This window comes from Leptothoe sp. PORK10 BA2, from assembly GCF_034932105.1.
Classification (GTDB): domain Bacteria; phylum Cyanobacteriota; class Cyanobacteriia; order Phormidesmidales; family Phormidesmidaceae; genus Leptothoe.
In genome coordinates this window covers 1-23496 of the sequence record NZ_JAYGIG010000131.1, presented here as the reverse complement: position 1 = coordinate 23496, position 23496 = coordinate 1, and the positions used below count along the sequence as shown (strand labels likewise).

15 protein-coding genes are annotated in these 23496 nt (G+C 48.6%); 8 read left to right on the top strand and 7 right to left on the bottom strand.

Annotated features, from left to right (window positions below; genetic code table 11):
* Positions 1-139 precede the first annotated feature (139 nt).
* Both VB741_RS21135 and VB741_RS21130 read right to left on the bottom strand, forming a co-directional pair.
* A complete protein-coding gene (locus tag VB741_RS21135) occupies positions 140-1462 on the bottom strand; it encodes an HlyD family secretion protein (protein WP_323367189.1) in 1323 nt (440 codons plus the stop codon).
* Between the two features lie 145 nt (positions 1463-1607).
* Positions 1608-3752, bottom strand: a complete 2145-nt coding sequence (locus VB741_RS21130; protein WP_323367188.1) for a peptidase domain-containing ABC transporter — start codon at positions 3750-3752, stop codon at positions 1608-1610.
* 1418 nt (positions 3753-5170) lie between these two features.
* On the opposite strand from VB741_RS21130, the gene VB741_RS21125 reads away from it, so the two are divergent.
* The 7 genes from VB741_RS21125 (at position 5171) to VB741_RS21095 (ending at position 13996) form a co-directional block, all read left to right on the top strand.
* Complete coding sequence (locus VB741_RS21125; RefSeq protein ID WP_323367187.1) at positions 5171-5356, top strand: hypothetical protein; 186 nt, start codon at positions 5171-5173, stop codon at positions 5354-5356.
* A gap of 27 nt (positions 5357-5383) precedes the next feature.
* A complete protein-coding gene (locus VB741_RS21120) occupies positions 5384-5584 on the top strand; it encodes a hypothetical protein (protein WP_323367186.1) in 201 nt (66 codons plus the stop codon).
* A 402-nt stretch (positions 5585-5986) separates the two neighbouring features.
* Positions 5987-8593: a two-partner secretion domain-containing protein gene (locus VB741_RS21115; RefSeq protein WP_323367185.1), complete on the top strand. Its 2607-nt coding sequence runs from the start codon at positions 5987-5989 to the stop codon at positions 8591-8593.
* A 1034-nt stretch (positions 8594-9627) separates the two neighbouring features.
* The gene (gene arsS, locus VB741_RS21110) at positions 9628-10629 is read left to right on the top strand and encodes an arsenosugar biosynthesis radical SAM (seleno)protein ArsS (protein ID WP_323367184.1); all 1002 of its coding nucleotides are present in this window, start codon (positions 9628-9630) and stop codon (positions 10627-10629) included.
* Positions 10630-10767: 138 nt separating this feature from the next.
* Complete coding sequence (locus VB741_RS21105) at positions 10768-11490, top strand: TVP38/TMEM64 family protein (RefSeq protein WP_323367183.1); 723 nt, start codon at positions 10768-10770, stop codon at positions 11488-11490.
* A gap of 52 nt (positions 11491-11542) precedes the next feature.
* Positions 11543-12202, top strand: coding sequence for a TVP38/TMEM64 family protein (locus VB741_RS21100; RefSeq protein WP_323367182.1), 660 nt, complete (start codon positions 11543-11545; stop codon positions 12200-12202).
* 69 nt (positions 12203-12271) lie between these two features.
* Complete coding sequence (locus VB741_RS21095) at positions 12272-13996, top strand: mechanosensitive ion channel family protein (RefSeq protein WP_323367181.1); 1725 nt, start codon at positions 12272-12274, stop codon at positions 13994-13996.
* A gap of 110 nt (positions 13997-14106) precedes the next feature.
* Here the strand turns inward: VB741_RS21095 and VB741_RS21090 are convergent, their stop codons facing one another.
* From VB741_RS21090 to VB741_RS21070, 5 genes are all read right to left on the bottom strand, one after another.
* On the bottom strand, positions 14107-17421 hold the full coding sequence (locus VB741_RS21090; protein WP_323367180.1) for an eIF2A-related protein: 3315 nt from the start codon (positions 17419-17421) through the stop codon (positions 14107-14109).
* 245 nt (positions 17422-17666) lie between these two features.
* Entirely contained in the window at positions 17667-18107 is a 441-nt protein-coding gene (locus VB741_RS21085; protein WP_323367179.1) for a hypothetical protein, read from the bottom strand.
* A 118-nt stretch (positions 18108-18225) separates the two neighbouring features.
* Entirely contained in the window at positions 18226-19926 is a 1701-nt protein-coding gene (locus tag VB741_RS21080; protein WP_323367178.1) for a sensor histidine kinase, read from the bottom strand.
* A gap of 155 nt (positions 19927-20081) precedes the next feature.
* The gene (locus tag VB741_RS21075) at positions 20082-21200 is read right to left on the bottom strand and encodes a LuxR C-terminal-related transcriptional regulator (RefSeq protein ID WP_323367177.1); all 1119 of its coding nucleotides are present in this window, start codon (positions 21198-21200) and stop codon (positions 20082-20084) included.
* A gap of 200 nt (positions 21201-21400) precedes the next feature.
* Entirely contained in the window at positions 21401-22297 is an 897-nt protein-coding gene (locus VB741_RS21070; protein WP_323367176.1) for a metal-dependent phosphohydrolase, read from the bottom strand.
* A gap of 859 nt (positions 22298-23156) precedes the next feature.
* Here VB741_RS21070 and VB741_RS21065 point away from each other — a divergent pair.
* Positions 23157-23387 carry a hypothetical protein gene (locus VB741_RS21065; protein WP_323367175.1) on the top strand — a complete coding sequence of 77 codons (231 nt, stop codon included), beginning with the start codon at positions 23157-23159 and terminating at the stop codon, positions 23385-23387.
* Positions 23388-23496: the final 109 nt, after the last annotated feature.

The following is a 23496-nucleotide window of genomic DNA, read 5'->3' as shown; positions in this document are numbered from 1 at the left end:
CCATAGTTGTTGCAACCAAAAACGTTCAGCGATTACGTAGAGCCTGACCGTGCGCCAAGCTATAGTTTGATCGTGTAGCATCACTGGATCCACATTGTTGCCGGATAACTAAAACCAACGGACGTCCCGTCAACAACCACTAGAGCTGAGTAGTTAATCTCAATTTTCGCCACACTAGTTTCAAAATAGTCTCCTTTCGCGTCAAAATATCGGCCCGCCCCGTCATCCCCGCCTGTAAATGACAGGACAATTGATCCGTACTGAGGCTGGGCTGCGACAGCTGAAGAGTCACCTCATACAGCCCACCGCTCGCCCTATCACGAACATCATCGGGTAACGCATCTGACAATAATGTATCCGGAGAAATAGAGCTAACGGTCGCTCCTAGGGTGCCATAATCCGTATAGGGACAAGCCGAAATACGTAGCTGGGCCGACTGCTGCAGCTCCATGGTATTAATATCCTGGGGATTAACCCAAGCCTTGGCCAACAGTAGTTCACCAGCCGCCGCAATTTGAGCCACCGGATCACCCGCATTAACAACTTGGGCCTGGTTCCGCAACTCTAAGGATTGAATGGTGCCTGTTACAGGGGCCCTCAAGGTGAGTAGGGTCATGTCGGTCTGAGTTTGGGCCAGCTCCTGTTGGATTTGGTTGAGCTCGTCTAACAGGTTGCTCCGCTGCTGAGCCAGATTTTCAGATTCCTGCCGTAGGCGGGCTAGGGTGGCATTACCCTCCGATTGGGTTTGAATAATTTGTTGCTGGGCAATGGCCAATTCGGCCCGACTGGGCTGGGCCGTCGCCTGGGCTCTTGCCAACCGGGCTAGGGCCATTTCTAGGGCCACTTCCTGTTCCCGCAGCTGACTGACGGCGATCGCCCCCTGGTCCACCAGCCGACGATAACGGTTTATATTTTCTTCAGCCAGGCCAATTTCTGCCTGCAGCTCCCGTAGATCGGCCTGATTGACCAGCTCACGTTCTGCCAACTCCTGTTGGGCCAAGGTGAGTTCCGCCGTCGACCCATTCACACTGCCCTGGATTTGGTCGGCGGTGGCTGTTATCCGTTGCTCCAGGGACCGCAGCTGATTGTCAATTTGCGCTAGCTGCTGCTGGTTCTGCGTCGCACTGGTTTCCAACTGTACGAGTTTGGTTTGCAGCTGGGTGTCATCTAAATATGCGATCGCATCCCCCGCCTTCACCTGATCATTTTCCCGCACCACAATTTGACTAATGCGCCCCGCCGCCGTTGCCTCCACCAGTCGCAAATCCCCCTCAGGCCGGATCATTGCAGGAGCCTTTACCGTTTCACTAAACGTCACCGTTTGGATTAAAACAAGGGCCGTCCCAATGGCAATCACTCCAGTCATCCCCCCCAGCCGTTGCCATACCCGCAGCGGTGGTAAAAAATCCTCTGGCCCTATTTCCGGCAAATTCGTCGGAGCCATCAATTGAGAGTCAGACATATCGCTCTGCATGGTCAAAATTCCAATCTTAAAACACAAAATTTGTCATTTTTCACTTAGCAAAGGACGTTACCTGGCAGAAACGCCATATATGGGCTTTTTCCAGATAAAAGCACCCCGGCCACCAGCCACCGCCAAATCTTTCCTAGGGAGTTAAGAAGAAGTAATGATCTCCTGACTGTTGCGACAACTCATCAGGTTTTCCTACCAGGGTCAGTTCGCCATTACTCAGCATGACTAACCAATCAGCTTGAAGAATCACCCGGGGACGATGGCTAATAATAATGGTTGTTTTTCCTTGACGATAAAACAACAACTTGTCCAACACCCGCATCTCTAAATTCGGATCTAAAGCACTTGTAGACTCATCCAAAATCAACACAGCAGGATTTTTCACAATGGCCCGTGCTAAAGCCAAGCGCTGGCGCTGTCCACCCGAAAGGTTGGCCCCAAATTCTCCTAAGATAGTTTGATATTTTTCAGGTAAATTCCCAATAAATTCATCCGCCTGGGCAATCTGGCAGGCCTGCACAATCTCTTCAAAGCTCGCATTAGGATTACCCACATAGAAATTATCTAAAATAGAGCGACTCCAAAAGTGAGCCTCTTGGGGCACCAGGGCCACCTGTTGCCGTAGACAGTCGAGGGAGAGATCGTCTTGGTTGTAACAACCATAGCGAATGTTGCCAGATTGCAAGGGGTACAAACCAGCAATCAGCTTAGCTAGGGTACTTTTGCCACAACCCGAATGACCAATCAGCGCAGTCACTTGACCGCCTGGGATCGTAACCGAAAAATCTTTGAGTAGATCTACCCGACCGGTGTGACAAAACCGCAACTGATCACAAACAATATCGCTTGTACCCGACAGCAAAGCAAAGGGTTTATCCTCATCCTTGGGCCGCTCGGTGGGAGCATTAATCACCTCTGACACCCGTTGAGCAGCGACGCGGGTCCGGGCGACTTCATCACTCAGCCCCACCAGAGATTCCACCAGCATCGTAATGTATTGATTGAGAGCATTAAACGCCAGCAGTTGACCGATGGTTAGTTCCTGTTTTGTCACCAGCCAGCCACCTACCCAGAGAATGGTGATTACCCCCACCGAAGATACAAACTGGGAAAAGATGGCATTGGTGAGCGCCAGCTGATTTCGTTCCAACGTCAGTCGCCCCAACCGACCAAAGCGACGCTGAAACTCATCCCAAAAGTGTGGGGCAGCATGGGTTGTTTTCAGGGTTAATGCCCCCTTAAAAGTCTCCACCAACATCCCCTGATTATCCGCATCGGTAATCAATAGACTTTGCGTACGGACCTTGAGCGCAGGCCACAGGGCCACCGTCGAAAGGGTCATGATCACAGCCAAACCCAGGGCCACACCGGTCAACAACGGACTATAGGTCACCATCAGTATCAACGCCATCAGGGCGACAAATAACTGGGTGGGCACCGTAATAATACTTTGGGCAATCAGCTGGTTTACCGTCTGGATATCCTGCAGACGGCTAACCGTCTCACCACTGCGATGGGACTCAAAATAGCCCAGCGGTAACTGCAAGAGCTGCCGACCAAAGTCCAAAATCAGCTTTAGTTCCAGACGCTGAGCAAAATGGGCAATCAAATTTGCCTGTACCCAGCTCATAAAGCTACGCAAACCATTGAGCGTAACAACCACAATGGCGATGGTACCCAACAAATATAAATCCTGACGAACCAGAATATCGTCCGTCAGCAATTGAATGAGCAATGGTAGAGCCAAAGCCAATAAACCAATGCCCAAGTTGATCAAGAGTGCCTCCGTCAATAACTGACGGTAGGGTTTGATTGCCCGAATAAAACTACCAAACCCTTCTAATGAATCGTTTTCATGCTCATAAAAGCGTTCATCATCCAACTCTAGCAACAGCATCACCCGATCGGCCCAGTTTTGGACCAATTCGGCTCGCGTCAGACGCCTTACGCCCAGCGCCGGATCAACGATCACGTATCGATTACGGTGCTGCCCATACAACACCACCCAGTGGTATCCACGCCAGTGAATAATAGCGGGTAAAGGGGCCTCCGCCAATCGATCAATCAGTAGATCACTAGCCTGTACCGCTTGAGCTTTGAATCCTAAATTCTCGGCACCACGCCGCAGTCCAAGCAGGGTAGTTCCCAGCTGTCCGGTCCCCACCATTTCACGCATACGACTCAGACTAAACGTACGACCATAGTGTTTGGCAATACTGGCTAAACAAGCTGCGCCGCAGTCCTCTTCACTATGTTGCAAAATGGCTGGATAATTCATTAAATAGGGCAGACACAATTTGGCTTATCATGCCCACCTGTGCATCAAACCACTTTGTTCTCATCAAAAACTCAGATTGCCGACTCAGTTATTGAGGAGGCCTGTCCCACCAGAGCTATGCCAACGGACTCCGCCCAGGGGGACGCTTACCGTTAGACCTTGCGGCATCAAAGGTATATATCTAATTAGATGTATCTAATCAGGTGTATCTAATCAGTAATAGGACGCAAATACCATGGAAAATGTGCTTTGGCTGCGGCCATTTAGCGGATAAGCGTATTAGTAATTGACCTAACCTCATAGCTGAGTTCATACTCACATCACAATCGGGTAGCAAATTGCCAAGCAATTTCCCTGATCTTCATCTACAACTTCCGCAATTTCCTAAGTGTTACGCACAGGGTGATGGGTTTTAATAGATACCATCACCCTACGGCAATAGAATAAAGTTTGCTGGGGGCATACGTTCTTGATCGGTCATTGATATGTCTTCTAAGTCTTCTAATTGCTCCAAAAAGAAACCATCCAAGCATCAGCCCAAAGCAACGTCAAAACCGTCCCCATTGTGGAATAATCTTGATGAGAAACAAGAGGAGCAGACCAATGGCGGCTGCTACCCTTGCTACGACTATCGCTATTATTCTTACTACTACTATTATTAGAGCGCCAGCGGGATCGTCCTAGCTTCTGTTTTCTAGATTTTGGCAATAGTGAGATCAATAAATGTTGGTTTTGAGCTACTCAGCCATGCTGCACCCATAGCATGGCTGAGTTTTGCCATGGGGCGTACCTTTAATCTCAGCGGTCCAAAATATAACTTGGCACGCATAGAAACAATATTTTTAGATGGTTTATGGGAAATCACTTAACACCCTAGAACATGACGTTAGTCAAACAGCTGATGTTTGGATCTTTTTTCTAGTTTTTACCGCTTGATTCACCATAAGTTCACAGTGTTCGCCACAATCAACAATAACAAGTCCTTAGCTTTATCTGTAACTTCCGTAATCTCCTAGGTGATAACAGCTAAATCACTAGCTTTAATGGATACATACACCCCAGGGTTGCACCATAAATTTCTCAGGTTACTAACACGTTAAAGGATTCAGGCAAATGTCTTCTACAATTAGTTCATCCCAAAAGTCCGCGAAATCTACTCCTTTGTGGACCTCGCTAACGACTCAACAACAGGAAACTGCAAAAGGTGGGTTTAGTTTTGGAAGTTGGAACCTTAGCGCAAGATCTCCCTGCAAAAGGTGGGTTTAGTTTTGGAAGTTGGAACCTTAGCGCAAGATCTCATGGTTCGCTGAAAAAAACGGGAGAACATCAAATAGCTATAGTGATAATGAAATCAGGTGACTTCGAGGTATAGAGTCAAAAGAAATAGTTAGTCCCATTCACGTTAGGAAGCAGTTGCAATGTTCAGCAAAGTTCATCAATCGTCTAGTCATATTTCAGCTGAATCTTCTCAGCAGGCACAGCTTAAACCCTTGTGGAATAAGTTAACAGAAGCCGAACAGGAAGTCACCAAAGGTGGAAAAGCAAAAATAATGTTGTTCTTTTTTCGGTCCTTTCCTTGGTCATCAAAGCAAAGAAATAGTTAGTCCCACTCACGTTAGGAAGCAGTTGCAATGTTCAGTAAAGTTCATCAATCGTCTAGTCATATTTCAGCTGAATCTTCTCAGCAGGCACAGCCTAAACCCTTGTGGAATAAGCTAACAGAAGCCGAGCAAGAAGTCTCCAAGGGTGGGTTTGGTTTCCCTGGCTTTCCGCCTGTTGGTCCTTGGCGTCCTGGTGAAATTAATAAAACAATTCCAGGAATGGGGAAGTAGGCTTGAGGATCGATCAGTTGCAAGATCGGAAAACATCCATTTAGTATCAGGGATTTTTCCAGTTTATTATCTTCGGTTTAACGCCATAGCTACTATCTCATAGATGGTAGCTATTTTTGTTTTTTGGGTGTTGCAAATGTAAATAAAAAGGGACGTTGCTGATCCTTGGAATGATTTTACCAGTCACAATCCGGCTATTAGCCAGGTTTACAGATCGATTTATCCTTTAAATCAGCAACGGCTAAAAAGGTTATGACTGCCCCCACTAAGGGCACCTTAATACTGAACTGTGTTTAGGGTATATTGCACTACCAATCGCTTATGAATGGCCCCAAAAAATATTGTTGCAGGTGGGTGGGTTATCTCAGTATTATCAGTATTCTGAGCACCCCCTTTCCAAGCTTGGCCCAATCCACCCAGATCGCAGGTGACAGCTCAGTTGGCACCCTGGTCAATGGCAATCTGGCAGCGCCCTGCACGGGGGGTACCTGTGTCATCACCGGCGGAACTCAGGCAGGTACGAGTCTTTTCCACAGTTTTGACCAATTTTCCCTACAGTCCGGCGATGAAGCTCGTTTTAGTCATACGGGCATTGACACAATTTTTACCCGTGTCACGGGCAGCGATTCCTTTATTGATGGCACCCTTAGCACCACAACACCCACTGATCTTTTCCTCCTAAACCCCCAGGGAATTCTTTTTGGACCGAATGCAGTTCTGAATATTGGGGGTTCTTTTCTCGCGACTACAGCTGATGCGATTGTCTTTGATAATAACGTGACATTCAGCGCCAGCACCCCAACCTCATTAGGCGGTCTACTCAGTATTAGTACTCCCATAGGCCTACAGTATGGTTCAAATCCAGGTCCTATTGAGGTGCAAGGTCCAGGACACCAAATTACTCCATTTTTTACCACTGAGTTTATCCGCACTAATCGCCCTAATGGGCTACAGGTGACCAATGGAGAAACCCTGGCATTATTGGGTGGCCCTCTGACCTTTGACGGAGCGAATCTAACGGCCAGCGGTGGCCATGTGGAATTGGCTGGCATTGGTGAAAATGGTGTAGTTGATCTATCAACTACTGGGGCCTGGGCCTTTGACTATGCCCAAGTCCCTAATTTAGAAGATATCTCGTTGATCAATGCAACGTCTGTGGATGTGAGTGCAGCGAATGGTGGCTCTGTTGGGGTACAGGCTCAAAATCTCTCCTTGAGTGATGGCTCCGTCATAGCCGCTAATCTCCAAGGAGCTGGTACCAGTAACGGTTTAAATATTAATGCCGATAGTTTACTGATCCAAGGTTCCTCCGGTGGCATCAACAGTGGTCTTTATAGTGATGCTGAGTTTCCAGGCACCGGCCAGGGCGGTAATATTGATATTCAGACCCAACACCTTGAAATTTTAGATTTTGGCCGCATATCAGCCATTACCTATGGCAGTGCCAATGCCGGTAACATCCAGGTACAAACCGATCAACTCACCATGGCTGGGGAAAGTTTTATTGTTTCATCTGCCTATCCCTTTGTCTCCGGTAGTACTGGCAATGTCCAGGTGGCTGCCAACACCATTAATTTGAGCGGTGGAGCCCAACTAGCCACCAGTAACTTTGGGTTTGGTTCTACGGGGCAGATTCTGGTTGATGCGAATCAAATTGTACTGACGGGTACCAGTACGAATGGCCAACTTCAGAGCGGATTTGAAGCGATTGGCTTCCTAGGAGCTGGGGGGGAAATTGTTGTTAACGCAGACCAAGTTCAGATTTTGGACGGAGGACAAATAACAGCCAATACCTTTGGTCCAGCATCGGGGGGACAGGTCACAATTACCGCTAACCGTCTGGCCGCAGTGGGTACTGCGGCGGTAGGTGACGCCCCTAGCGGAGTATCCACGGGTGTTTTGCCGAGTCCTCCCGGCATTGGAGCCAGTGCTACGGGAGATGGCGGTAACTTAACACTGATTGTTGACCAGCTATATTTAGCGGATGGGGCCAATATTGCGGTAGGAACCTTTGCGGAAGGTGACGCTGGGGATATGACCATCCAAGCCAATACGATTGAACTCACTGGTCTATCCCCAGCGGGTCGCACAGGTTTATTTGCTAGCAATATTTTGGGTACGGGCGATGGCGGCAACATTGATGTGGATGCGGGACAAATTACCATCAGTGACGGTGCCACCATCAGCGCCAGCAGCTTTCAAAGTCTTGGGTTAATTCCCCCTGGTCAGGGAGCACCCGGCAATATTCAGATTAAGGCAGATAATTTAGCATTAAACAATGATGCTAGCATCGCCGCTGATACGATTGCGGTCAATCACACATTGGGCAATATTTTGCTGGACCTGGATACCCTGACCCTGCAGCAAGGTAGCCGCATTAGTACCAATGCCCAAGAAAGTTCTACGGGGGGGAATATCGTCATAGATGCGATCGCACTGATCGCTACGGGCAACAGTGATATTTCCGCCAATGCCCAACAGGGTATCGGCGGTCGCATTATCGTCAATGCCAATCTGATTTTAGGGACAGATTTTCGACCACAATTAACTGCCGAGAGTGACATTACCGCCAGCTCGGAATTAGGCCCCACCTTTAGCGGCAGCGTTGAGCTAAATACTCCTGAGTATGGATCTGATCAGGGCTTAACGGCACTGCCAACAACTCCCGTTGACAATGCTCAACAAATTGCTCGTCAATGCACCTCAGGCGGTAACTCCCTGGTGATTTCTGGCCGAGGTGGTGTGGCCACTAACCCCAACGAAGTACTCAGAAATGATAGCATCTGGACAGATTTTCGCCTGTTATCAGACCCCACATCCGAGCTGGAAAACTCAAAGGCACCAGTGCCAACGGCACCAGTGCCTTTGACCAGTGAGTACACACCAAATCCCAACGGTTCAATCGTCGAAGCCCAGGATGTCTCCATGGAAAATGGGCAGATAAGACTAGTTGCGGCGGCATCTAATTCCCCCTCAGCCATCGGGGCAACAGTGGGATGCCAACAGTAGTAGACCACCGCAGGCTACGAGTATGGGTGCCACAGTGCTGGCACTACTCCTAGGCTAAGTACTCACATAAGACAATTGGCTTATAGAAGCGCTAGTTTGCTCCACAAATTCAGTAAATGTTCTATGTAAGTTTGTTCAATGGACCCATCTTCACCTGGCGTCATCCTTCTGTCTACTTGATTTTCACATGGCTTTAAGTGGGATTGCGCATGGAGAATATACTCACTAACCTCTATTCTAAATTAGGTATAAAAAAATACCTTTTGTCTCCCGTATCAGGTTATTTGAAGAGGTTTCCCTGATGATATTTCCCCTAGGGTTAACGAATATGTAATTGCCTGGGAACTAACGTCATGGCCAATCCATAAAAACCAATAGGGCACCTTGCCATTGCCGATAGTGGTGAGATGTCCGTGATTTTTAACAAGGGTTTTGGTATGTATCCCAAAAATGTAATTCTCTCCCATAGAAACGTTGACTTAGCCATAACCATGTCTTTTGAGTTGTACCCAAGTTCTTTAGTTCGCCAGTTGACAATTGTCTTAATCAGTATTTTCCTACTCTTGACCTATTATCCTCCTGTGTCCAATACACAGGCTTATGCATCAACGGCGGAGCAATCCTCACGTCAAGGTATCCCCCAGAGCAGAATTTCCGGCGCAAGCCGCTAGATGAGATTGCGCTTAATCATGGCTAAGGCCCATGGTTAAGGTTAAATCATCATAAATCATCATTTTGTAGATAAAATCATGGTTTGACTCAGTAACGCCCACTCTTCTTCTTCCTGGGAAGTCATAGCCCCCTCCTGATTAAGCTGTTGTTAGCAACCATTCAACAACAGCTTAATCAGGGGGGTGTTTTTTTGCCTCGACCTTTTTGGCTGCTACATATACGGATTTTGCAGACATCCTCTAAGATAATTACCGCTGGCTTCTAAGCAAAAATTCAGCAAAGTATCGTTCAATGACAGTCGTGGTAGTCATTCTTCCTGGCTGCATTCTGTAAATGCCCCATTCACCCAGATTATCTAGACTATGGTCCAGTCCAAACCTGCTCCACAGACATTGCCCAGTTTTGAAGCTGCTTTGGGTCAACCTTTGACCAAAATGCCCATCAGCGTTCTACAAGTTAACTTAGGTCGCAAGTGCAACCTGAGCTGCAGTCACTGCCATGTGGAGGCTGGTCCCCATCGCACTGAGGAGTTATCCCCTGAGGTGTGTGATCAGTTGGTGGAAATGATTCATCGCTTTCCCCAAATTCAAACGGTAGATTTAACCGGGGGCGCACCGGAGATGAACTACGGGTTTCGACCCATTGTGGAAGCAGCCCGTAGTCAAGGGAAGGAAGTCATTGTTCGTTCTAACCTGACGATTTTTTTTGAACCGGGTTACGAAGACCTGCCGGATTATTTTGCTCAACACCAGGTGCGGGTGGTGGCGTCGCTGCCCTGCTATTTGGCAGATAATGTGGACAAAATGCGGGGACAGGGGGTCTATCAAGATTCGATTCAAGCATTGCAGCTGTTGAATCAAAAAGGCTATGGCCAAGATCCAAATCTGGTGATTGACCTGGTCTATAACCCTCCGGTGCCCATGTCTGAAGACTTTTCCCTCACACCGAAACAGGCTGGTTTGGAACAGGACTATAAGGCTTACCTCAGCGAACAGTTTGGGATTCAGTTCAATAGATTGTTTACGATTACCAATTTGCCCATTGGTCGGACAAAGTTTCACCTGAATCATCGTCAGCTCCATGGGCCCTACCTGAGGTTTTTGGCCCAACATCACAATGGGGGCACGGTGGCTCACCTGATGTGTCGCAATGAGCTATCGGTGGACTACCTGGGCCAGGTGTATGACTGTGACTTTAATCAAATGGAGGGCATTCCTGCATTGGATGGCCAAGGACAGCCCGTCACTGTTGAGGCCTTGCTTGAGCGCGGCACATTAGATGTGGTGGGGCAGGTACAAACTCGGCCCTATTGCTATGGCTGTACCGCTGGCAGTGGTTCTAGCTGTGGTGGGTCCCTGGTTTAAGGTGGCCACGATTTCCTTTCGATCCTGTTTTTTGTCACAATAAAACTATTAGGAGCATTGATCATGCAAGGTTTTAGAAACAGCCTGGGCCCTGGGCCTAGGAATCTGTCCAAACTGACTAAATGGCTGCTTAAATTTATGACATTTACCCTGATGGGGCTGGTAGTGTTAGGGGCAGCTCCGGCTATGGCCCAGGATGTGGGGGAGTCCGTGGGCTTTTTCCAGGGGTTACAAAATCAGTTGGTGAACACCTTGGCGTGGGTGCAGTCCTTGGGCTTGTGGGCTCCCATTGTGTTTATCGTGCTGTATGTCGTGATCACGGTCGCGTTTTTGCCGGCCTCCATTGTCACCCTGGGGGCGGGTTTCATTTTTGGGGTGGTGCAGGGTTCGTTTTTGGTTTTTGTGGCGGCGATGCTGGGGGCGACGGCGGCCTTTTTGATTGGCCGCTATGTGGCGCGTGATTGGATTGCTGCAAAAATTTCGGGTAACAAAAAGTTTGCGGCTATTGATGATGCGATCGCAAAAGAAGGCAGAAAACTAGTCTTTTTAATTCGCCTATCCCCCGCCTTTCCCTTTAACCTGCTGAATTATGCCCTGGGCTTAACCCAGGTTTCATTGCCTGACTATGTGCTGGGCACAACCGGTATTTTGCCAGGGACCATCATGTATGTTTACTTGGGCTCCCTGGTGAAGGATCTAGCCACCCTAGGCACGGGCGAGGTACCGACGAATCCCATCATTGACTGGACGATCAAGATTTTGATCTTTGTCACCGTTGTTGCCATCAGCGTTTACATTACCAGCATTGCCCGCAAAGCCCTCCAGGGAGTTTCGGATGAGACCGTAGGATCAGAATCCTAGTCATGGTTAATCCATGGACCCATTGGCTATTCAGCAATTTTTCCCTGCCCCTATGCGTAGCAAAAAACAATTTTTCGGTTGGTTGATAGCGGCCCTAATGGCGGTTAGTTGTTGGCAACTGGTCAGTTTTTTGCTTGACCACCAGGCATTGACAGAATTAATGCACAACGCTGGCCGATGGAGGGTTGTGGTCTTCATCGGAGCCCACACCATCGCCGCCGCTGTGGGGGTGCCGGGGACCGTGCTTGCTGTCCTCGGGGGAGCCCTGTTTGGTTTGATTTGGGGCACTCTGTGGTCGATTCTGGGGGCGACGGCCGGGGCCGTGGTGGCGTTTTGGCTGGCCCGCTATTTGCTGCACGATTGGTTTAAGCGGCGTTTTAGCCAACATCCTCGCTTTCAAGGATTGTTCCACCGGCTAGACCATACGATGCAGCATCAGTCGTTATCCTGCGTTTTAGCCATCCGATTTGCCCCCGTTTCACCGTTTAACGCAGTGAATTTTTTATTTGGTTTGACCAATATTGCCATCACCCCCTATGCCCTTGGTACCCTAATTGGGATCATTCCGGGTACGATGGCCTACACTTGGTTGGGGGTGACGGGGGTGAACGCCTTGCGGGGCGGCAACTGGTTGCCTGTGATCCTATGCTTGAGTCTGTTGATGGGGTTATCCCTGGTGCCCATTTTTGTTCAAAAATACCGACAGAGTTAAGATAGCTTCAGGCCAAACACTGTAGGATAGGCCCAGATTAATAGGTCCAGATCAACGGGATAGTGGACAGTGTTTAGGCAATTTTGGGCTGACATCGGACATATAAAAAAGTACCAGTACCGCTGGCGAACTGCGGGTAGATTTTTGCTCGGCGTGCTCCTGGGTGGGTTGCTGTGCCTGACTGTGTTGGGTACTTCGCAAACAGTTGCCCAAGGTACCAAGGGCCAGGAAAGCACGGTCAAGGAAGAGACCATTTCCACCGCATGGATTGTGATTGAGGGTCAGCGCCTGTTCCAAGTGGCCGAGACTCAGGATCTAACGGCGAAGCAACGGGCCCAGGGAATTAATGCAGAGCTGGCGGAGCTTATGAAGTCGAACGATTCCCTATCGGTGATCGTCGATGGGTCTGACTTTACTCCGATTATTTATAACGCGTCTGGCCGGTCCAACAGTCGGCAGTTGATGTCTGTTACGGGCAATGATCTGCAGGCGATCGATCCGGACAGCGATGTGCAAAAGGAAACCCTAGAACGTCAGGCCATAGTCTGGGCTGAAGATATTGAGGCTGCACTGGAACAGGCGCGGCTGGAACGCAGCGATGATTATTTACTGCGGGCTGCGCTCATTTCCCTAAGTGTATTGGTGGCGACTTTAGGGGTTCACTATTTGCTGGGGTTGCTATGGTCACGCTACGTGCTGCCCTTATTCCCCCCCACTGTCACATCGCCGTCGCCGGGGACGACGGGCCTGAGTCGACCTCAGTTTTCCCTGGCCCGGTTTGGTGGCCAATTGTTGCTATTGGGGCTGCGGGTGAGCCTGGGGCTATGGGCATTACTTTATGTGGTCAAACAGTTTCGGTTTACTAGGGCCTGGGCCTATCGGTTGCAGGATGGGTTGAGGCACACCTTTGTGGGGCAGTCACTGCCGCTGGGGGAAACGAGTCTGTCGATTGCTGACATTTTGGCCTTGCTTGGCTGGCTGGGGGGATTAATCCTGGTGGCCAAAATTTCGACCAATGTGATGCGATCGCGATTGCTCCAAACCTCGGGCCTGAGTCTGGGGATGCAGGCGGGCATTACAATTTTGGCGCGCTATGCCATTTTGTTTGTGGGGATCATTGCGATTCTTCAGCTGTGGGGTATTGACCTCAGCTCCCTAACATTGCTGGCCAGTGCCCTGGGTGTCGGTCTGGGTTTAGGATTGCAAAATATTGCTAAGGACATTAGTAGCGGCCTGGTATTGGTCTTTGAGCGACCCATTCAGGTGGGGGATTTTATTGAGCTGGGGGGAAAAATGGGCATGGTGGATCGGATTGGTCCCCGCAGTACAGATATTCGCACCCTGGATCAGGTGTCAATTATTGTGCCGAATTCTCGGTTTTTAGAAAATGATGTCATTAACTGGAGCCATCGTAATTCCCTGTCCCGTATTCACATTCCCGTGGGGGTGTCTTATGCCAGCAAGCCAGAAATGGTGAAGACTGTTTTACTGCAGGTTGGTCGCGAGCATCCCGATGTGGTGGCAGCCCCGGCCCCTGAGGTATTTTTGCAAGGCTTTGGTGACAATTCTCTCGATTTTGAGTTGTTGGTATGGATTCGGAAACCCCAGCAATATCCAAGGATTCGGAGTGATTTGAACTTTGCGATCGTCCATGCCTTCAGTCAAGTGGGTATAGAAATTCCCTTTCCCCAACGGGATATTCATTTATCTCATATGCCGCTACCAGTTACCCTATCGGACGATAGTCTGAATCAGTTATCAAAACGTCAGAACTTGGATAATAAAAAGTTTTAGCGTTTGGCAGTCCACGCAACCATATGGTGGTCGTGCCTGTTGTATCCAACGCTTGCCAAACCTCGTTCTGGCGGCGATGTTTCACGACCGTGTTATCGCCAACGTCCGCATTAGGACGTGGGCACTGATAGGTTAGGACATGTGGTGTCGTAATCCTCATCCCTAAAGAAATCTTTCCATTCTGATGGGGTAAGATTACGGGGTAAGCGCCTACAGGCTTCTGCAATTAAATTGTCAATCTTAATTGGTAGGACTTGAGCGGTATTACCGCTTTGGGTTAGCAATGTGCTGCCATCGGGACTCAATTGCACAGTATCCACAAAATTATGATGGGGAATGCGGGCGATCTCTAATATTTTCTGCTGCTCCCACTCTTCTTCTAAGCCCTGATCAGGCTCCCCTGCTTGCATAGCCATTAGATCCCATACCCTGGCCGTCTTATCTAAACTGCCCGTGGCTAAATAGCGACCATTAGGACCAAAGCTCACCGCCGTCACCTCGTCATCATGAATAATGGGGTCCAGTTTTATTTCCTCCCTGGGATCCTTTAGATTCCATATCCGGGCCGTCTTATCTGAGCTACCAGTAGCTAGAAATTGGCCATCATGACTGAAGCTGATATCGGTTATGGGACCTTCATGAACAATGCGGAAAGCTTCCTTGTTTTGCTGTAGATCCCACACCCTCGCGATATTGTCATTGCTCCCAGTGGCTAGATAACGAGCATCATGACTAAACTCCACATCGGTAACTTCTCCCTCATGAACAATCTGGGCGACTTTCTTGTTCTGCTTAATGTCCCATAGGATAGCAATATTGTTTTTGCTACCGGTGGCAACATAACGCCCATCAGAGCTAAAGTTGACATTAACAATCTCTGCTGCATGGGGGATCCGAGAAATCTCCTGTTTTTTCTGCCAATCCCAGATTCTCACGATGTTATCTACACTGCTGGTGGCAAGGTGGCGGACATCTTGACTAAAGGTTACGGTTTTTACTGGTTTTTCATGGGCAATCTGGACAATTTCTTGGTTGTTCTGTAGGCTCCAAATTCTAGCCATGTTATCGAGACTGGCAATGGCTAAATAAAGATTATTAACGCTGAAATCGACATCTTCAACCTGACCTCCATGGGTAATGCGAGTGACCTCCTGGTTCTTGTCCAAGTCCCATACCCTGGTCGTCTGGTCATGGCTTCCGGTGGCGATATAACGGCCATTCGGGCTAAAGCTCACATCCCCTAATGTTTTATTGTGGACAATGTGAGCTACCTGGGGTTGCGATCGCAAATCCCACACCCTAGCTGTCTGATCCCGACTCCCCGTAGCAATATAATGACCATCAGGGCTAAAGCTCACATCAATGATGGCATCTGCATGGGCAATCCGGGCAACCTCCTGATTATTAGCCAAGTCCCAAACTTTCGCCGTATGGTCACTACTCCCGGTGGCCAGATAGTGGCCATCGACACTGAAGCTAAAGTCCTCAACATCCTCTGCATGGGCGATTCGAGCGGCTTCCTTATTTTCTGAGAGATCCCAAACCCTCATGCTTTTAGTCCCCTCACTACGGGTAGCCAGGTACCGGTTGTTAGGGCTAAACTTAATGTCTACGACCTTATTGTCATGGACAATACGAATAATCTCTTTCTGCTGTTGTAAATCCCATACGATTGCGGTGTTGTTTTGACCACTGATGGCTAAAAAGCGGCCATTGGGGCTAAATCCCAGACCTTCCACCGCCCCCTGGTGGGTAATATTGTTAATATTTCGATTTTTCTGTAAATCCCACAGTCTCGCAATATTGTTGGTTTTGCGGTTAGCGACATAGGGACTGTTGGGGCTAAACCGAATATCTTCCACCTTACCCACGTGACTTATTCTGGAATGGCGATTTTCTGTCAGAGATTGAACCCAGACTTCCTGCTCATTGAGACGATAGGCAAAAAAGCGATCATCGGGGCTAAATTGCACATCATGGGCCGTTCCGTAATATGAAATATTTCTACGGCCTACCTGTTTTGTTTGTAAGTTCCACAGGGTGACGTTATTGCCAACACTCAGAATGGCAAGATACTGATTATTGGGACTAAATATAACCTTTTCAACGTTTTTCTGAAGATTAAATTCTTTGACTTGCTGATTATTCTGCAGATCCCACAGTATTGCTATCTGACTCTTACTCAGGGTCGCCAGATAACGGCCATCGGCACTAAAACTCACCTCTATCAGCGGCTCCTGGGAATTAAAGTGTTTAGCTTCTTTATTTTCTTTCAGGTCCCATAATATGGGAGCACTATGACTACTGCGGGCAATAAAATATCGACTATTGGGGCTGAAATTAATCTCCTTAACATCCCCTTCAGGACTCAATTGTTTGATCTCCCGGTTTTCCTTCAAGTCCCATAGTCTAGACGTATTGTCATCACTACGGGTCGCTAGATAGCGGCCATTGGGACTAAAGAGAACCTCTTGAACCCAGCCATTATGCTCAACAACAGACTTCATGGGGGGCAACAATGTCAAACTATCGTACAATACATAGCTGGCCTCTCCAGTGGAAGCTTGTTTATTTTCTAATCCCTTCATGGCTGCCGTTGCCAATAGGATACCTTTGTCTAGTTCCTGTTGTTTAAACTGTCTGGATCGGGTAATTATTTGCTGATACTTGGCAATGGCAGTCAGATCAAAAACTTTGTCTTTAGCCGCTTCTGCCACTTTAAGCGCCCGTTGAGCTTGGCCATATTGAACAAAGGCGAATCCTCCGGTCCCCACAGCCATTGCCAACAGAGTTCCCAGTATGCCGATGATGACTCGTTGCTGATTATTTGTTGCCCTGCGGGCTGCCACCGAAGCAGATACATAATCGATTTGAGTCTGGGTCGGTCTTGGGTCCTTCCCGACATTCGATTGAATCAGCCATTGGGCGGCCTCCTCTAAGACGCGCCCTCGCAATAGTAAACCGCTATCCCGATTACTTTTTTCCCACCCTACCGCCTGGGTGAGGAGCACAGTATGGGCTTTCCAATACTCTAAATCAATGTCGATGCTTTTAACGAGGTCTACAAATTTAGTCTGAAAGTCATCCTTCTCTCGAAAATAAAGCCAGTTTATTTTTCCTAATGCAGGATGGACATCCCCCGCGTCCACATCCTGTCGCACAATGGGGATCAGCCGTTTGTTGTGCTTTACAGCATGATCAACTTCCTTCCGACATACTTGGGAGGCAACTGAGTCGGGACTCAAAATAAATATAAAGGTATGGGCGGCCTCAATTCCAGCTTCTATCTCTTCCCACCAGTCTGCTGTCGGTGGAATATTTTGCCAATCTACCCAGGTGTCATACTTGCTACGGATTAATGCGGCATCAAGGATGCGAACAAACTCTGTGTTTTTTCGAGAGTAAGAAATGAATAAGTCAGCCATTGATTACTCAGTAGATGAATGGAGTCTCAGTTCCGTTAACTGGTCAGGATCTAATAGACCATTACAGTTAACGGAACCTGATTAACTCATTCATTATTTTGGGCTAGGTTTACAGACTTGTATAGACAAAATAGACAAAACTACAAACCCATCCATCACAAAGCAGGCAAAGCTATGCTGTAAACTTGAGTGCTGACTGACAATACTACAAGGTGTCTGGATAAACTTCGAGAAACTTAGGGCGTTTAGCCTTGGGTCGTTTCACTAGGGTCCATGGGTGAGGGGAGTTTTTCATCGGCCCAGCTGAGACCCCGGCTAACCCACTGCCCCACGGCAACAGCGGCCAAAACGAGGGCCGCCATTTTGAGGAATAGGACGATCAACCCGTTAAAAGTGGCGACTAGGGTGACGAGTGCGATCGCAAGTACCGCCAAAGCAGCGGTCAACAACAAGTGTACCGGCTGGGTACTTTGCAGCAGCAGCCAAACTGCCTGGGTTTTGTCCCTGGTCACAGGCCGATACGCAGCCCATAGATCAGCCCATAGATTAAGCGTGCGGTGGGTGGCTTGAGTCGCCAAATTACCCAGTTGGGTCTTTAAGGCCATGGGGGACTGCTCAACCCCATCCGAGGTGGTGGACAGTTCAAACCCGGGGGTATTAGTCGATGTCGGTTTTGCTAAAGTCATAGGTCACTCCTTATGGAAGACGTTTGGATGGAGGCCCAGGCTGAATAGCCATTACAGGCTGGGTCCTATGAAAAATGTGAGACGTCAAAAGCGATTGAGTACTATTGTACTATAATAACTAGGCAATGACTGCCGATGTCAAGGAATAATTATTTGTGACATCTTCCTTAGGTGTTTTGGGCAATTCCACCCTAATGCGTGTTCCCTTTCCCTGCTTGCTTTTGACAACAATATTGCCCCCATGTAGTTCCACAGCGGCTTTGACTATATTGAGGCCTAGGCCAGTGCCTGGTATTTCTCCCACATTGCTGCCTCGGCGAAATACTTCGAATAGGTGGGGCAGATCGGCTTCCAGGATGCCCATGCCTTCATCATTGACGTGGCAAGTAATTTGATTGGCTTCTCCCACAATCACCAATTGAATGTCTCCCCCCCCAGGGGAATATTTAATGGCGTTGGAAAGTAAATTTTCAAATACTTGTTGCAGAAGTCCAAGATCGCCCACAAAATTCTCGATGTTGCCAAGGCTGGTAAGGGATATGTGGTGTTGATTAGTGGCTAATCCCCGATGTTCGTCGATCAATTTAGAGAATAAATTCTCTAAATTGATCTCCATCGGCTGCAGCTGTAGCTGGTCAAGATCGGCCTGGTTGGCTAGGAGCATATCCTTCACCAGCACAGATAGATACTTCGCCTTATATTCAATAATGGCAAGATAGCGATCGCGATGGTGTGAGGAAAGGGAGTTGGCATGGACCCGCAAGGTTTCAGCTGCCGCTTTGATCGCGGTGAGGGGGGTGTTGTACTCATGGGAAATGGTGGTCAAAATTTTTGACTTAAATGCACTCAAGGCCTTCGCTTTTTCCAGGGCGGTCTGGGTTTTTTCTAATAGTTGGGCCTGCTGAATGGCAATGGCGATATGCAGGGATAACGTCTCTAATAGCTTTGTTTCATCAGGTATCCAGACCCTTGCCCTGCTACATTGGTGAGCCACCAGCAAACCCCAGAGGCGCGGAGTATTTGTACTGCCCTCTTGCAGCAAAATCGGTGTGGCTAAAATTGCCCGCACCTCAAACTGTTCGAGTAATTTAATATGACAGCGATCTAAGTTAGCCCTGTAGATGTCGTCCACCCATTGAATGCGACCTTGACAGTATTCCTGAGCCCCTTGATCTTGAAAGTAGGAATCCCGTACGGTTTGTCCTAAGGTTGAGCGGTAGTCTGGTTGCACAGATTCAGCAATGATTGTCCCACTCATGTCAGGCGAAAATCGATAGGCCAGCACCCGATCACAGCCTAATAGCTGCCGAACACCCTTGACGGTGGTGTTCAGGGTTTCATCTAGCAGAAGAGATTGTTGAATATTTAGGGTCAGTTGGGTAATCAGGTCTTGGCGCTTTTGGTTTGTCTGGAGTTGGTTCTGGAGCTGTTGGTGTTTGATGCGACTCCGAACGGTGCGTTGGAACACCTCCTGGGATAACTGATCTTTGATCAAATAGTCGTGGGCACCATGCTCGATGGCTTGGATGGCTAGGTGTTCACGGCTAACATCGGTGAGCACAATGATGGCGGTTTCTGACTGCTGCTCCTTAAGTACATTAAGCTCTTGCAGCCCATCGGCCTGGGACAGCGGCAGATCTAGCAATATAGCGTCAAACGATTCCCATGGACGGCGCTCAATGTTTTGGGTGGCACAATCTGCTGCCGTGATGTGATAGCGACAGTGGGGATCCTGCTGCAGGTAGTGCCGGTAAATCTTCCGCTCCGCTTCGGAGCCATGGATAATCAGAACTGTGTGAGCGATTTTTTCTTCAGCCATAGGTGAATACTCAGCCTTATAGCTGTCAGAGTAAAGCTTTCTCCATTATTGCCCTGTTCCAATGGATGCATTTAAAAAGTTATCTAATCTATGGAAAAAGACGGAAATGTAAAGGATGGGCATAAACGGCTACCTTAATCATTTCTCCCTATGGCCTAGTTCAGCCAGCCCTGTTTCGTCGCTTCAAATACGGCCTGAATGCGGGTTCGCACCCCTAGCTTATCCAGCATGTTCTTCGCGTGAAATTTGACCGTTCTCTCGCTGATGTAAAGTTGTTCTGCAATGTCGCGATCGCGATGTCCCTGGGCCAATAGTTGCATCACCTCTTGCTCCCGTTCGGAGAGGGGAGAGGCTATCTTGGATGACCGACTACTGGGCTGATCCACCTGCTGGGGGAGTTGTAGGCGCACCTGGGCCACATCCACCCATGTCTGGATGTGTAATTCTCCTCCTAACGCCTGGCCTGGGACCAGCACATCCTGAAAAATCTCCGTGAGGGTGTCGGCCTGAAGGGGCTGGGTCGGATCGGTGGCCAGCATGGCTTCTAATACCACGGTGTCAGTGTCATAGACCAGGCGACAGTACTGACAGGATAGTTTGGCTAGGTGATGGGCCATCTGGAGGAGGAGCTGGGTCACCGGCAGTGCCAAGGGTTGTTCCGTCCCCAGCAGACTCAGTTTATGTCCCCCCAGGAATGCCGCCATCTGTTCCGATAGGTGGGCCGTATCGGGGGTTTGGAGTAGGGCCTGGTGGTTGACGGCGCTGGCCAATGCCCCCGCCACCGATAGACTGAGGATTTGCAGCACTTCTAAAAATTCAGGGGCCATGGGGCGATGGCTAAACAGGGCCAGTACGCCAATGGCCTGTCCGTCGGTCATCAGGGGTAATCCGGCAAAGCCTTGGATCTCCTTAGCAATGGCCCATTCCCGGTCTTTGACCCAGTCCTCATCTGGCAGGCAGTTGCTTAAAAATGGAATGCAGTGCTGGGCGATTTTGCCCACCTTGAAGGCCCCCATGGGCACTCGGGCAAAGTCCCCGTCTAGCCGGGTGTAGAGACCGGCTGAAGCCAATAGGCGGAGGGTGCGGCGGTCGGGCTCCACCAGCCAAATGCGGGTAAAAGCACAGCCGAATTGTTCGATGAGACCGTTGGTGACGCAGGTGGCGATCGCATCGGGTTCCAGCCAACCGGTAAATCTGCTCACCAGTTCTCCACACCGCTTAAGGTCAAACAAAAGCCGTGAAACATCCAGATCGTGGGATGTGAGGTTAGGCACAGGGGAGGTTCAGTTTACTGGATAGGTGTGAATGTAGCGTAGGTTTGCGATCGCATTAGTAGCCCTCGCCACACAATGGTTAGCAAACCGTTAGTAAACGCCCTGTATCCGACCCGGTGAGCAGCCGGACCTTGCAATGGTTAAATGTTCCAGATTGAGGTCACTGAGAATCTCTTGGCTAACCTGTTTTACCCGTAGGTCTAGGACTTTGACAAAACTAGCTTGTCACGATGACTAACCCCTCTCACATTAGCCTCTAAATTCTCAACAATCTGTTGCCCTAGAGCCGTTGCTTGTAAATAGGCCAACGCGGGCTGAATGTAGGGATAAACCTGGGTCCGATAAAACTCAGGAAAGCCCAGTTTCAGGTCATCAGGAGAGCCATAACCCAGCTCTTGGTTCATTCCCAATTCCTCAAACTCATAAAAGAGTGCCACCGTCTTTTGCAAATAACAGGGGTCACTGAGCTGACCAATCAAGTCCGCTGCCCGAGCCAAGCCAGGATAGTGATGCGTCACCTGATAGACAGGCTCATCCGGCACCGGAAATAGAGTAAACCCAATATTTTGCTGAATTGCTGCTAAATCTAAGACCTCATACTGGCTGAAATTTTCCTGGACATACAGCTTGCTACGCTCCACATGGTAAGGCGATAAGCTAGCATCCGTTGCCCCGGGAGCCAAAGTCACCCAAGCCTTCTCTTGAAGTTGGCCGGTAGCTGGTTGAAACTGACCTTGCACATAGCGACGTTGGGCCACATCATCCTGACGACAGACGCCTGCCACATAGCCAATGTCGTGACATAGCAACGACACCATAAAATTTAGCCAGTCCTCACAGGTGACATTCCCCTCCTGGTGGTGCTTGCCATGGAGGATTTCCTGTCCGACCAAACAGACAAGAATCGTGTGCTCAACATTGTGATATAAAGCCGTACTCGCGATTAGCTTATCCAACACCTGAGCTGCAAAGGCACTTAACAAAACACCATAATCTGGCTGAAATGACGGGTTAGGATTGGACGTCAGGTAACCCAACGGTTTACCCAACATTTGAATATACTTCTCGTGCAGCTGATGTACACAAGATTGCTTCATGGAGGTTGCTGGAAATATCACGGTTAGGGGGTTTGCGTAAAAATGGACTATCGGTAGAAGCAGGGTGGGGCAAACGGAAGATGCAGACCAGGGACAAAAAATATGGGTTTAATTGTAAGCCCCTTGTCTGTGTTGGAATGTAATCACTATTGGGATAGATGATCACAAAAGGTAATGAGTTATGGCTAACCTAACCTTTTTACCACTGAAGTCTGGCTCCTTTGCCCCATGAGTACATCCCATCCTGAGGGTTAGTCTTTTTTCTGGCGGACAATAATGATTTCGTCATCAATGTCGATGATATCGATCACTTTTACGACAGAAGGTTTAGTCGATTTGGGTTTAGACGATGCAGCACTAGCCCCTCTAGACAGGATCAATAGGAGGATGAAAGGAAATGATATGAAAAAAATGGGAGGCATTGTTTTTTCTCCTTAGGGAGATGAGATAAAACCGATGTTGTCTGACCGAACCGCTGTAGTAGATAGAACACACGTGGAAATGCTTTACTTATTCTGGTGCTGCTGAGCCGAACTATGGGGGCAGCATTCCGACAGATTTGTTCATCATCTAGAACAGCAAAGATATTTGAACTGCGTTGACCTTAGTATCAGTGGCAGGCATCTATCGCGGAACCATAAAAGCTCACAATTTTAGAGGGTTTGAGCCGCCTTTTAGTTAATTATCAGGATCGATGGACCATCAACTTCATGTTAGCCTCACATAACCTCCACAAAAACCAACAAACCTCGATCTTGGCTTTGCCATGCAGTCAAGGGCAAGGTTACCGTAGATTTGTGCATCGATTCTCTGATTTAAATACGCTCTATGTCCTATATTCCCAACGCACAGTTGCACCTTGGCTATGGATGCTGCTACCGCCCTGGAGTTTGTTGACCGATTAGTTTATGCCAAAACAAACAAACGACTTAATGATCTGGAACGTCGAGTTTTTTTAGGTTCCTGGCAGGGTAAGACCTATGAGGACATCTATCCTGTCAAACCTGAGTACATTGAAAAATCTGTTGCCTATCGCCTATGGCAAAAGCTGTCGGAAACTTTGGGTGAAAAGATTAGACCTCTTGCATAATAGTTTCTATGGTAGATTTTTAGGTTTTGGTTCATTGCTTTACACCTAGGCAGATGAACTACGAAGCCACCCAAACCCTTAGCAATTCAAAGTTTAAGCGTCGATTCGG

Bases quoted from the DNA above. Each gene is read 5' to 3' on its own strand.
- VB741_RS21135 (WP_323367189.1), bottom strand. From the start codon at position 1,462: ATGTCTGACTCTCAATTGATGGCTCCGACGAATTTGCCGGAAATAGGG.
- arsS (WP_323367184.1), top strand. From the start codon at position 9,628: ATGGTCCAGTCCAAACCTGCTCCACAGACATTGCCCAGTTTTGAAGCT.
- VB741_RS21090 (WP_323367180.1), bottom strand. From the start codon at position 17,421: ATGGCTGACTTATTCATTTCTTACTCTCGAAAAAACACAGAGTTTGTT.
- VB741_RS21120 (WP_323367186.1), top strand. From the start codon at position 5,384: ATGTTCAGTAAAGTTCATCAATCGTCTAGTCATATTTCAGCTGAATCT.
- VB741_RS21085 (WP_323367179.1), bottom strand. From the start codon at position 18,107: ATGACTTTAGCAAAACCGACATCGACTAATACCCCCGGGTTTGAACTG.
- VB741_RS21125 (WP_323367187.1), top strand. From the start codon at position 5,171: ATGTTCAGCAAAGTTCATCAATCGTCTAGTCATATTTCAGCTGAATCT.
- VB741_RS21080 (WP_323367178.1), bottom strand. From the start codon at position 19,926: ATGGCTGAAGAAAAAATCGCTCACACAGTTCTGATTATCCATGGCTCC.
- VB741_RS21100 (WP_323367182.1), top strand. From the start codon at position 11,543: ATGCGTAGCAAAAAACAATTTTTCGGTTGGTTGATAGCGGCCCTAATG.
- VB741_RS21070 (WP_323367176.1), bottom strand. From the start codon at position 22,297: ATGAAGCAATCTTGTGTACATCAGCTGCACGAGAAGTATATTCAAATG.
- VB741_RS21130 (WP_323367188.1), bottom strand. From the start codon at position 3,752: ATGAATTATCCAGCCATTTTGCAACATAGTGAAGAGGACTGCGGCGCA.
- VB741_RS21105 (WP_323367183.1), top strand. From the start codon at position 10,768: ATGACATTTACCCTGATGGGGCTGGTAGTGTTAGGGGCAGCTCCGGCT.